Below are 11,436 nucleotides of genomic sequence, written 5' to 3'. Positions count from 1 at the left end.
CCGGCGGGCAGGCCAGCACGCGCTGGACCGCATGGAAGCGCGGCACGTCGACGCAACAGCGTCAACGCTCCTCCGGACCAAGCTAAGGTCGAACTGTGCGATATAACAAGCAGACCAACACGGTCCTAATAGGTTCGTGGATGATCATCGCTTCAGTTCACTCGCAGCCCGGTCGCGTATAACCATCGCAAGCCCGAATGACTGCCCAGACTTGCCATCACCATCATTATCGACATTGTTCTGTCCGCCTGACAGGTGTTCCTTGAGTCGCCTTGTCGCCATTCTGAACACGCCCCCACTCGACACGGCCTACGCATGTCTTCGATTATCACTGCATTTGCGGTTCCCATCATTTCTGTCCATTTGGATGACTGCAGCGAACTGAACGCAGCATTGCGTAGTTTCTTTGTCGGCTGCATGTCCCAAGGTGACAAATACGCAAATCCGGAGCCGTTCACGCATCGCAATAGCGCCCTGTTTGAAAGCCAGTTCACGCTGTTTGAGTGGCGCAATCCCGCCGTCGTGGCCTTGCGGGACTTCTGTTGGGCCAATCTTTACCAGGCGATCGGAAAACTCAACGACTACGACCTTTCCACGCTTCGTCGACTACACATCGCCCATGAATCCTGGTTCCACGTCACTCACAAAGGCGGATACTTCGGCGTTCACAACCACCCGATGCACTCTTGGTCGGGTGTGTATTGCGTATGCCAAGAAGGGGACGAAGACAATCCGGATAGCGGACGTTTGACGTTCATTAGCCCTTATGCATCGAACACAATGTTCGTAGACATGACTTCGCACAAGCTGAAACCGCCCTATCAGTTGGGTGGCATTCCAATTCGGCTGCAGCCAGGGCAACTCGTTCTATTCCCGTCGTGGCTGCTCCACGAAGTCACGCCATTCGATCCTGTTGGCGAAGGACTGCGGATTACGGTTGCGTTCAACACACGATTCAAGTTGCTAGGTGTCGAGCCTCCCAAAGCACCAGTCGGGTTATAGATTGCAGAAGGCGCCGAGTCGCGCTCAAGCTGGATCTTATGAACTGCTCTCTGCCGCAGTACGGAGCAGACTGAAAATTCGGCGTTGATGACCCTTCCGTTGAAGCGTCGTGAGTGACGCTCAGCCTTCCGATGATCGGCGCATAGGCTGCCGATGGGTCACATGTACGCACCAAGCGACCCAATGGGCGGCCGGCACGCTCCCCTCACCTCGGCACCAACGTCCTCGCCAGGTGCTCAACGTAGGCGTCGAATTCCTCCTGCTGCATGCGGGCCTGGTGCAGTTGCAGGTTTAGCTGCAGAAAGCCGACATAGGCGGCGTAGGTGAGGCGCGCGCGGTGCTGGGCGTCCTCGCGGCCAAGTCCGGCCTGGCGGAAGGACGCGGTCAGATAGTCGAGGCGACGCTTGGACACGCGCTCGATGACCGGCTGCACCGTGGCGTGGTCCTGCGCTTTGAGCAGCGCGCTGTAGATGACGTGCGATTTGTACTCGCGCGCGACCATGTGGAACAGCGCGCGCAGGCGCTCGCGCGCGTCGGGCATCGATTCGAGCGCGCCGAACAGCGCTTCCTGCTCGACGTTCTCCCAGCGCTCGAGGGCGGCCTGCAGCAAGGCGTCACGGGACGGGAAGTGCCAGTAGAAGCTGCCCTTGGTCACGCCGAGGCGGCGGGCCAGAGGTTCGACGGCGACGGCCTGCACGCCGGCTTCGGCGATCAGGTCCAGCGCCGCCTGGGCCCAGTCGTCGGCGCTCAGGCGTCCCTGGCGTTCGGTCGCGGCGGTGCCGGTCCGGGCGGTGCCCGCGGCGGGCGATGAAGCGGATCTGCTCATCGCGACAGTCTATCCATACGCCTGCGTCGGCAACAGTATCGACGCTGCGAAGACGCGCCGCGGCGCAGCATTGACTTCGGTCGCTCGCGTTACCATACTCGACCGTACGGTCAAGATCGGCCCACCGGGCGACGTCATCCGTCGCCTTCCTGCCTGCCATGCCGATTGTCGGAGTCCATGATGAGCGTTGCGATCCCCTTCCTCGCCTTCCTCCTTGCCGGCGCGTTCGCCGCCTACCACCGGCTGCGGCTCGCCTACTGGGCCGCGATCACTATTACGTTGTTGCTGGCCTGCTGGCTGCTCGGCGCCAATGCCACCGCGACCGTCATCGCAGCCGTCGTCGTCGCGCTGATCGCGGTGCCGCTGCTGATCGCACCGGTACGCAAGGCGCTGATCACAGCGCCTTTGCTGACGTTCTTCCGCAAGGTGTTGCCGCCGCTGTCGAAGACCGAGCGCATCGCGCTGGAAACCGGTTCGGTCGGTTTCGAGGGCGAACTTTTCACCGGCGATCCGGACTGGAACATCCTGCTGAACTACCCCAAGCCGCAACTGACGGCCGAGGAGCAGGCCTTCCTCGATGGGCCGGTCGAGACGCTGTGTGCGATGGTCGACGACTGGGAGCTGACGCATGTCTATGCCGACCTGCCGCCGGAGTTGTGGACCTACATCAAGGAGAACCGCTTCTTCGGGATGATCATCCCCAAGGCCTACGGCGGCCTGGGCTTTTCGGCGCTCGCGCACCACAAGGTCATCCAAAAGCTGGCGTCGGTCTCGAGCGTGGTCAGCTCCACGGTCGGCGTGCCGAACTCGCTCGGTCCGGGCGAGTTGCTCAACCACTACGGCACCCAGGAGCAGAAGGACTACTACCTGCCGCGCCTGGCGGTCGGCCAGGAAGTGCCCTGCTTCGGCCTGACCGGGCCGTTCGCGGGCTCGGACGCGACCTCAATCCCCGACTACGGCATCGTCTGCAAAGGCGAGTGGAACGGCGCCAACGTGCTTGGTGTGCGGCTAACGTTCGACAAGCGCTACATCACGCTGGCCCCGGTCGCGACACTCATCGGCCTGGCCTTCCGCATGTACGACCCTGAAGGTCTGATCGGCGACAACCAGGACATCGGCATCACGCTGGCGCTGCTGCCGCGCGACACCCCCGGGGTCGAGATCGGCCGCCGCCATTTCCCGCTCAACTCGCCGTTCCAGAACGGCCCGATCCGCGGCAAGGACGTGTTCATTCCGCTGAGCCAGTTGATCGGCGGCGCCGAGATGGCCGGCAAGGGTTGGAACATGCTCAACGAGTGCCTGGCAGTCGGGCGCTCGATCACGCTGCCGTCGACGGCCAGTGGCGGCGCCAAGGCCGGCGCGGTGATCACCGGTGCTTATGCGCGCATCCGCAAGCAGTTCGGGCTGTCGGTCGGGCGCTTCGAGGGGGTCGAGGAAGCACTGGCGCGCATCGGTGCCAAAGCCTATGCGATCAGCGCGTTGTCGCAGGCCACCGCAGCCGCGGTGGACCGTGGCGATGTGCCGTCGGTGCCGTCGGCGATCGCCAAGTACCACTGCACGACGATGAGCCGCGAGGTCATCAGCGACGTCATGGACGTGATCGGCGGCAAGGGCATCATCCTGGGACCGCGCAACTTCGCTGGCCGCAACTGGCAGGCCGCGCCGATCGCGATCACCGTCGAGGGCGCGAACATCATGACGCGCAGCCTGTTGATCTTCGGCCAGGGTGCGATCCTGTGCCATCCGTGGGTCATGAAGGAGATGAAGGCCGCGCAGGACCCCGATACCGCGGCCGGCCTGGAGGCGTTCGACCGCAGTTTGTTCGGCCACATCGGCTTTGCGATCTCCAACGCGGTGCGTTCGTTCTGGTTCGGCCTGACCGGTGCGCGCATCGGTGCGGCCCCCGGTGATGCCTACACCCGACGCTACTTCCGCAAGCTCGACCGTTACTCGGCCAATCTCGCACTGATGGCCGACGTGTCGATGCTGATGCTCGGCGGCAAGTTGAAGTTCAAGGAGTCCCTGTCGGGCCGGCTCGGCGACGTGCTCAGCCACATCTACATGACCAGCGCGATTCTCAAGCGCTATCACGACGAGGGCGCCCCCGAAGCGGACAAGCCGCTGCTGGCGTGGGCGTTCCACGACAGCGTGCACAAGATCGAGACCGCGCTGTCGGCGGCGCTGCGCAACTTCCCGATCCGTCCGGTCGGCTGGCTGATGTGGGCGCTGATCTTCCCGCTCGGCCGCCGTGCCGAGGCACCCGGCGACCGCCTGGGGCACCGTGTGGCGGCATTGCTGATGAGCCTCAACGATGCGCGCGAGCGCCTGGCCGATGGCGTGTTCCTGCAGCCGACCGAGCGCAATCCCGGTGGTCGCATCGCCAGCTACCTCGCCAAGGCGGTCGCGGCCGAGCCGGTGGAGCGCAAGTTCCTCAAGGCGCTCAAGAGCAAGGGCATCGAGGCGCTGGACTACGACGCCCAGTTGGACGAGGCAGTGCGCGAGGGCCACATCAGCAGCGAGGAACGTGCGCTGCTCGAGGAGCTGCGCGCGCTGACGCTCGACGCGATCACCGTCGACGACTTCGACCCCGAGGAGCTGCGCTCGGCCGGCTATCGCGACTTGGTCGCACGACGCCGAGAAGACGGGTCCCGCGAAGCGGCCTGAGGCAGCGATCTGCGAACCCAAGTGGGCACGGTCCTCCTGCAGGCCGTGCCCGTTCTTGTCTCTGGCGCCCTGCCTGCGATCGAACAGCTCGCCGGCTTTCGACGCCGCTCTGCTCGTCGCCTGCGGCGTGCACAGCCTACGCAGATCCAGCTAGACGACCGGTTCGCGTCCGCGATCGGGCAGCCGGCGCTCGGCACGGACCACGCGCCAGGCGCCGGCCAGCATGCCCAGCGCAATGCCGATGCCGGCCAGGAACACGATCTTCGACCCGAACGCCGCCAGCGCCTTGTGCACCCACACGAAAGTGACATCGCCGCCGCGATAGACCGCGGTGTCGATGACCGCCTTGGCCTTGTAGCGCGATTCCCGGTCCACCCGGGTGTAGAGCGTCTCGCGCGCCGGCTTCGACAGCGAGAACTCGCTGGCCCGGGTCACGACCTGGACCACCGCCACCAGCAGCGGGTACGGCGAGGCCGCGAGCAGCGAGAAGCCGACCAGGATCGCGCAAGCCGGTAGCAGCAGCAGCGGCGCCACGCCGTAACGACGCAGCAACCAGCGCGTGAGCAGCAACTGGACGACGATCGTCAGTCCGTTCACGGCCCAGTCGATCGTCGAGTAATAGCGCGTGGCCGCCTCGGCGGTCGCATACGACGCGCGCACGATCGCCGCCTGTTCGTTGTAGAGCAGCGTGCCGACGCCGACTCCGAAGAACATCAGCAGCGCCAACCCGCGCAACAGCGGATCGCGGATGATCAGCTTGAGCCCGGCCCAGATCGAGCCGCCGATCGCGCGCTCGTCCTGCGCGGCGCGGTGCGCTTCGTTGCGGCGCGCCCAGGCCCGCAACTTAAGGATGCACAGCAAGCAGACCGCCAGAAAGCCCGCGCTGATCAGCGGCAGGGCCTGCACCCCGAGGTGTCCGACCAGCAACGTCGTGATCAAGGGCCCGATGAATGCGCCGATCGTCCCGCCGGCGCCGATGTAACCGTAATAGCGTTTGGCGTGCGCATCATCGAAGACATCGGCCATGAAGCTCCAGAACACGCTGACCGCGAACAGGTTGAACACCGCGATCCAGATGAAGAACAACGCGCCACGCCCGGGCAAGGCGCTGTCGAACGCCCACCGGAACGCCATGAGACACGCGATGAAGATCAGGTAGACCACCGGCAGGAAGATCCGCCTGGGAAAGCGCGAGACCAGTGCGCCGTAGAGCGGCTGCAGCACCAGCATCACGAAGAACGTGCCGGTGAACAGCACCTGCAGCGTGAACTCGCCCAGTGCGATACCGCGCGCTGAGGTCCAGTCGAGCATGAAGCCCGGAAAGACGGCCACCGCGTCGGTCGAGGCGCCCATCGCATCGCGCACCGGGCGCAGCACGTAGTAGCCGCACAGCAGGCAGAAGAAGTACAGCAGCGCCCACCACAGCGGCGGCGACTCGCGCAGCGCACGCCGGAACTGGCCGCGCCCGTGGGGAGCATCGGCGTCAACGTCGGTCATCGGGACACGTGCAGGAGGCGGCTGTCGACGCGCACGTTAGCCGATGCCCCGGGCCGCCGCCAGCGTCGGACACGGCGCACGCCTATCCTTGTCGGCCCGCACTGCCCTCGCATCCGATGCCTCCAACGCCTCCGCCTGTCTACGACTACATCATCGTCGGCGCCGGCTCCGCCGGCTGCGTGCTCGCGCATCGGCTCAGCGCCGACCCGCAGGTCCGGGTGCTGCTGCTCGAGGCCGGTCCGAACGACACCCACCCGTTCCTGCGCATGCCCGCGGCGGCGGGCAAACTCCGCGGACGTGGCATGACCTGGGACGACACCACCGCGCCGCAGCCACAGCTCGCCGGACGCACCCTACGGTGGCCGCACGGTCGGGTGCTGGGCGGTTCGAGCGCGATCGACGCGATGTGCTACACCCGCGGCGCCCCGGCCGATTATGACGACTGGGCCGCCCACGGCGCCGAGGGCTGGGCCTGGCGCGACGTGCTGCCGTGGTTCCGGCAAGCCGAAGGCAATGTCCGCGGCCACGATCCATTGCACGGCGGCGACGGTCCGCTGACGGTCTCCGACCTGCGCCATGTCGACCCGCGCACGCGGAGGTTCATCGAGGCGGCGCGGCAGGCCGGGCTGCCGGCCAATGCCGATTTCAACGGCCCGGCGCAGCACGGCGTGGGCCTGTACCAGGTGACCCAGCGCGATGGCGCACGCTGCTCGGCGGCGACCGCGTATCTCGACCGTGCGACCAGGACGCGGCCCAACCTCACGATCGTGACCGGGGCGCGGGTCAACCGGGTGACGTTCGAGCACGGCCGCGCGACCGGCGTGGTCTACGCGAGCGCACGCGGTGCGTTCCACCAACCTGCAACGCGCGAGGTGCTGCTGTGCGGCGGCGCGGTCAACTCGCCGCAACTGCTGATGCTCTCTGGCATCGGCCCGGCGATGGCGCTGCGTCGGCATGGGCTGCCGGTGGTGCACGACGCGCCGGACGTCGGGCGCCACCTGCAGGATGCCCTCGGCATCCGCATCGCGCTCAAGAGCAAGACGCCTCCGCGCGGTGGCCGCATGCGCGAGGCGGCGATGGCCTGGGACTACTTCGTGCGCGGCCGGCGTGGCGCGGGGACCAGCAATGGGCTCGAGGCGGGCGGGTTCTTCCGCTCGCCGCTCGCCGGCGACGACCGTGCCGACATCCAGTTCCACTTCGCGCCGGCGCACCTCGATGTGCACGACGCGCGATCGCTCGGTGCGGGCTGCAGCCTGCGCGCCTGCATCCTGCGGCCGCGCAGTCGCGGCGACGTGCGCCTGACCGGCAACCGGATCTCCGACCGGCCGCGGATCGACCCCGGCTACCTCAGCGATCCGGCGGGTTTCGATCTGCGGATGCTGTTCGAATGCGCCCGCATCGCGCGCACGATTCTGGCGCAGGCCGCCTTCGATGGCATCCGCAACGCGCCGCTGCCGCCGGGCGAGGACGCCTCGGATGCCGACCTCGCCGCGTTCGTGCGCGACCAGGCCGAGTCGGTCCATCGCGCGGCCGGCACCTGCCGCATGGGCAGCGACGCGCAGGCCGTCGTCGATCCGCGACTGCGGGTCCGCGGGGTCGACGGCTTGCGTGTTGTCGATGCCTCGGTCATGCCGACGCTGCCCGGCGGCGAGCTCAACGCACCGGTGATCATGCTCGCCGAACGCGCCGCCGCCTTGATCCAGCAGGCCTGATCCGGCAGACCTGATCACGCTGCGCCAAGCAGCCGGTCGGGCGCCGGCTCGAGCGCGGCCTGCGCGGCCCCGCGTGCGGCAGCAACCGCCTCGAGCGTCTGCCGCTCATGCTGCAGATAGTCCTTGGCGGTCTCCACAAGGTTGGGACACAGGTCGAAGCGACGCTGGAGTTGCACATCGATCTGCGAGCACGCGTTGCGATAGGCGTTGCGGGCAGTGATCGGCCCGTTGTAGATCCCCACGCCCCACAGGACGAGCACAACGATCACACCAACAAAAACGAGCAGGATCAGCATGCTACCCATCAAACCTCCCCTTGTTCATGCAAAACGGAGCGGGAGCGCTATATGATCGCCGCATTGCCGGATGCATACGCAGGGGAAGGCCCGATGAAACGCCGACATCCAGCTCGTCGCCCCCTGGCCCGGCTCGGCCTGATCGGTCTGTTGCTGCCCGCCGCGCTCGGGTCGGCCGCGCAGAGTCCGCCTGCCGAGAGCGAGGCCGCCGACGACATCGCCGAGGTCGCTTCGGTGGTGCCGCTAAGCGAGCGTCCCATAGCGCGCAGCCGCGAGGACGCGGTCAAGCCCGAGCCGTTGATGCCGGTGCGCCAGCCCAAGCCGCTGGCAAGCGGATTCGATGTCGCGCTGTTCGAGGCGATGGCGCAGGACCTGGTCGCCAACCAGCGCGTGCCCGGCCTGGCGATGGCGATCGTCCACAACGGTCAGGTGCTCAGTGCCCGAGGCTACGGCATCACCGACGTCAAGTCGGCCGAGCCGGTCGATGCGCATACCGTATTCCGGCTCGCCTCGCTGTCGAAATCTTTCGCCGGCACTATCACCGGCCTGCTGGTGTCCGAGGGCGCGCTGCGCTGGGACAGCCATGTGGTCGATTACATGCCGTCGCTGCGCTTCTCCGATCCTTCAGCCGCCCAGCAACTCACCGTCGCCGACGTGCTCAGCCATCGCGTCGGCCTGGGCCGCAACACCTACGACCGCGACATCGAGCGCAACGCCGACTATCACGATCTGGTGCAGCGGCTCTCGGCCGCGCCGATGACCTGCCAGCCCGGCAACTGCTACGCCTACCAGAATGTCGCATTCAGCCTGATCGGCGACGTCGTCTTCGCGACGTCCGGCCAGTTTTACAGCGAGGCAGTATCGCGGCGGATCTTCAAGCCACTGGGCATGAACGACGCCAGCTATGGCTTGGAGGGCATCCAGGCCAGCCCGCGCTGGGCCAAGCCGCATGTGCGAGCCGGCGGCGGCTGGACCTCGTTGATGCCCAAGCCGACCTACTACCGGCTCGCACCGGCGGCCGGCGTCAACGCCAGCATCGCCGACATGGCCCAGTGGATGCTCGGCCAGACCGGGCACCGCCCCGACGTGCTGCCGGCGCCGCTGCTGGCGACGCTACAGGCGCCGATCGTCGGCACCCCACCCGAGATGCGCAATTCGTCCTGGCGCCGCGACCGGCTCGAGGCGGCCGGCTACGGGCTGGGCTGGCGCGTCTTCGACTACTCGGGCGAGCGCGTGGTCTTCCACGGCGGCGCCGTCCAGGGTTACCGCGGTCTGATGGCGATGATGCCCGAGCGCGACCTGGGCATCGTCGTGCTGTGGAACAGCGAGAGCAGCCTGCCGTCCGGGCTGATGCCGACGATTCTCGACCGCGCCATCGGCCTGCCGCCGCAACGCTGGCTCGACGTCAATCCGAACATCGAGCTGCTGCACGCCCAGCGCAGCCACGCGCCGACGCACACGCCGAGCGGTGGCAGCACCACGCACCGCGCCGCCGCCACCCCGGAATGAGGTCGACAGGCCCGGCGCGTACCGGGCTTTGATCGCCGCTCAGCCGGCCGCGGGCCCGCCCGCCTGGGCGATCAACGCCTCGAGGCGCGCCGCGGTGACCGGTCCGAGGATCTTCTCGACCACCCGACCGTCGGGCCCGATGAGGTAGGTCATCGGCAGGCCCTTGGGCGTCTCGAAATCGGCCGGTGGCTCGAAGGTGTCGACGATTGCGATCGGGTAGACCACAGGACGCGCCTCGAGGAACGTGCGCAGGTCCTCGGCGGTGGTGTCCTCGTAGGCCAGCCCCACCACCTGCACATGCTCGCGCATCGCATCGAGCGCGGACAGCTCGGGCATCTCCTTCAGGCACGGCGCGCACCAGGTGGCCCAGAAATTGACGACGACCCATTGCCCACGATGGTCGGCCAGATCGAAGGTGCCGCCGTCGATCGTCTCGACCCGCAGCGCCGGATGCTCGCGCGACGATGCCGGCGCCGTGTCGCCGGCAGGTGTGGCCGTGGCGCGGTCATCGACCGGGGCGGCGGCGTCCTCACCGCGCTGACAGGCGACGAGGGCGACGGCAAGGGCGAGGCAGGGAACGAGGCGGCGGATCATGCAGAAGTCTCCGGTGGGGCATAGACGTTGGCGACCCGGCGCTTGAGCAGGTCGCGCAGGGGCACGCGCAGATCGTCGAGGGCGGCCGACGCGGCGACGCCCAGGCGGTCGTCACGGCACGGCAGAAGCGCTTCCTCGATCGGGATGCGCAGATGGCAGGCTTCGTAGAGCTCGGCCAGGCTCAGGCCCTCCAGATCGCGGGCCAGCAGCCACTCGCCGGTCTCGGCACGGCGCAGCAGTTGGATCTCCTCCAATTGCGCGAGCATCTGCTGGACCAGCGTGTCGGTCAGCATCGGCTCCAGCGCCTGGATCTCGTCGCTTTGCAGGCCGCGTCCGGCCGGTCGCGCCTCGGCGAAGCGGCCGAGCATGCGCAGCAGACCGTAGAGCTCATAGCCGCGCGGCAGGCGCAGGTGCGCCGGCTGGTACCGGAAGGCCGAGATCGAGGAGGCGAACGAGGCCCCGAGCAGGATCGCGACCCAGCCCAGGTACACCCACAGCAGGAAGATCGGCAGAAACGCGATCTGGCCGTAGATCTTCTCGTAGGCGCTGAAGCTGCCCAGATACAGGCCGATGCCCCACTTCACCAGTTCCGACAGCAGCACCGACAGCGCGGCGCCGGCAAACGCGTGCCGCCATTGCACGGTGCGATGCGGGACGACCCGGAAGATCGTCGCGAACGCGACCAGTTCGATCAGCATCGGCGCCGCCCACAGCATCGCGCCGCGCAGCCAGCGCCCCGAATCGGTGCTGAAGATCTCCAGCGCGAAGAACCGCGCCGACACCGCCAGGCTCGCGGTCGCGATCAGCGCGCCGAGTGTGAGCACGGTCCAGTACACCAGGAAACGGCCGACCGTCGGCCGCGCCGACTTCACCCGCCAGATCCGGTTGAAGGTGCCCTCGACGCTGAGCAGGGTGACCAGCACCGAGATCACCAGTGCCACGACGCCGATGGTCGTCAGCTGGCCGGTGTTGGCCGACAGCTGCAGCAGCACCGCTTCCACGGCGCGGGCGCTGCTGGGCACGAAGTTGGAGAAGATGTAGTCGCTGAGCTGGTCGCGCCATTGGCCGAATGCGGGGAACGCGGTCAGCACACCGAACACGACCATCGACAGCGGCACCAGCGCGAACACGGTCGTGAACGCCAGCGCGCCAGCGGCCTCGAACAGGCGGTCGTCGAGAAAGCGCCGCCACAGAAAACGCGCGAACGACAGCGCCCGTGCGCGGTCGGTGACGCGCTCGCTCCAGCGGCTCAGGGTATCGAGCGGTTCCATCGACGCAGCGTAGCAAAGCGATGACGCAGACAGCGCGGAAGCCCCGTGCCTGCGCACCGGACACC

General features: G+C 67.3%; 9 protein-coding genes. 4 read left to right on the top strand and 5 right to left on the bottom strand.

The window, feature by feature from the left end; all coding sequences use genetic code 11:
* The first annotated feature begins 315 nt into the window (after positions 1-315).
* On the top strand, positions 316-1,002 hold the full coding sequence (locus MNO14_RS03795; protein WP_241945457.1) for a putative 2OG-Fe(II) oxygenase: 687 nt from the start codon (positions 316-318) through the stop codon (positions 1,000-1,002).
* Between the two features lie 205 nt (positions 1,003-1,207).
* Here the strand turns inward: MNO14_RS03795 and MNO14_RS03790 are convergent, their stop codons facing one another.
* A complete protein-coding gene (locus tag MNO14_RS03790; RefSeq protein WP_241945456.1) occupies positions 1,208-1,828 on the bottom strand; it encodes a TetR/AcrR family transcriptional regulator in 621 nt (206 codons plus the stop codon).
* Between the two features lie 180 nt (positions 1,829-2,008).
* Between MNO14_RS03790 and MNO14_RS03785 the strand changes: the two genes are divergently transcribed.
* Complete coding sequence (locus MNO14_RS03785) at positions 2,009-4,492, top strand: acyl-CoA dehydrogenase (protein ID WP_241945455.1); 2,484 nt, start codon at positions 2,009-2,011, stop codon at positions 4,490-4,492.
* 150 nt (positions 4,493-4,642) lie between these two features.
* On the opposite strand, the gene MNO14_RS03780 is transcribed toward MNO14_RS03785, so the two are convergent.
* Entirely contained in the window at positions 4,643-5,989 is a 1,347-nt protein-coding gene (locus MNO14_RS03780; RefSeq protein ID WP_241945454.1) for an MFS transporter, read from the bottom strand.
* A gap of 116 nt (positions 5,990-6,105) precedes the next feature.
* Here MNO14_RS03780 and MNO14_RS03775 point away from each other — a divergent pair, with 116 nt between their 5' ends.
* Positions 6,106-7,701 carry a GMC family oxidoreductase N-terminal domain-containing protein gene (locus MNO14_RS03775; protein ID WP_241945453.1) on the top strand — a complete coding sequence of 532 codons (1,596 nt, stop codon included), beginning with the start codon at positions 6,106-6,108 and terminating at the stop codon, positions 7,699-7,701.
* Positions 7,702-7,715: 14 nt separating this feature from the next.
* Here MNO14_RS03775 and MNO14_RS03770 read toward each other — a convergent pair whose 3' ends face one another.
* On the bottom strand, positions 7,716-7,997 hold the full coding sequence (locus tag MNO14_RS03770; RefSeq protein ID WP_241945452.1) for a LemA family protein: 282 nt from the start codon (positions 7,995-7,997) through the stop codon (positions 7,716-7,718).
* Between the two features lie 93 nt (positions 7,998-8,090).
* Between MNO14_RS03770 and MNO14_RS03765 the strand changes: the two genes are divergently transcribed.
* Positions 8,091-9,506, top strand: a complete 1,416-nt coding sequence (locus MNO14_RS03765; RefSeq protein ID WP_241945451.1) for a serine hydrolase domain-containing protein — start codon at positions 8,091-8,093, stop codon at positions 9,504-9,506.
* 39 nt (positions 9,507-9,545) lie between these two features.
* Here MNO14_RS03765 and MNO14_RS03760 read toward each other — a convergent pair whose 3' ends face one another.
* Positions 9,546-10,100: a TlpA disulfide reductase family protein gene (locus MNO14_RS03760; protein WP_343226411.1), complete on the bottom strand. Its 555-nt coding sequence runs from the start codon at positions 10,098-10,100 to the stop codon at positions 9,546-9,548.
* Positions 10,097-11,371 (bottom strand): YihY family inner membrane protein, encoded by a 1,275-nt coding sequence (locus MNO14_RS03755; RefSeq protein ID WP_241945450.1) that lies wholly within the window; start codon positions 11,369-11,371, stop codon positions 10,097-10,099. The genes MNO14_RS03760 and MNO14_RS03755 overlap by 4 nt, the downstream gene beginning before the upstream one ends.
* Positions 11,372-11,436 lie beyond the last annotated feature (65 nt).

Origin of the sequence: Luteimonas sp. S4-F44 (genome assembly GCF_022637415.1) — a bacterium.
Classification (GTDB): domain Bacteria; phylum Pseudomonadota; class Gammaproteobacteria; order Xanthomonadales; family Xanthomonadaceae; genus Luteimonas.
This window is presented reverse-complemented; position numbering and strand designations above follow the sequence as displayed.

Coding starts and splice junctions, on each gene's coding strand:
- MNO14_RS03795 (WP_241945457.1), top strand. CDS start 316: ATGTCTTCGATTATCACTGCATTTGCGGTTCCCATCATTTCTGTCCAT.
- MNO14_RS03790 (WP_241945456.1), bottom strand. CDS start 1,828: ATGAGCAGATCCGCTTCATCGCCCGCCGCGGGCACCGCCCGGACCGGC.
- MNO14_RS03785 (WP_241945455.1), top strand. CDS start 2,009: ATGAGCGTTGCGATCCCCTTCCTCGCCTTCCTCCTTGCCGGCGCGTTC.
- MNO14_RS03780 (WP_241945454.1), bottom strand. CDS start 5,989: ATGACCGACGTTGACGCCGATGCTCCCCACGGGCGCGGCCAGTTCCGG.
- MNO14_RS03775 (WP_241945453.1), top strand. CDS start 6,106: ATGCCTCCAACGCCTCCGCCTGTCTACGACTACATCATCGTCGGCGCC.
- MNO14_RS03770 (WP_241945452.1), bottom strand. CDS start 7,997: ATGCTGATCCTGCTCGTTTTTGTTGGTGTGATCGTTGTGCTCGTCCTG.
- MNO14_RS03765 (WP_241945451.1), top strand. CDS start 8,091: ATGAAACGCCGACATCCAGCTCGTCGCCCCCTGGCCCGGCTCGGCCTG.
- MNO14_RS03760 (WP_343226411.1), bottom strand. CDS start 10,100: ATGATCCGCCGCCTCGTTCCCTGCCTCGCCCTTGCCGTCGCCCTCGTC.
- MNO14_RS03755 (WP_241945450.1), bottom strand. CDS start 11,371: ATGGAACCGCTCGATACCCTGAGCCGCTGGAGCGAGCGCGTCACCGAC.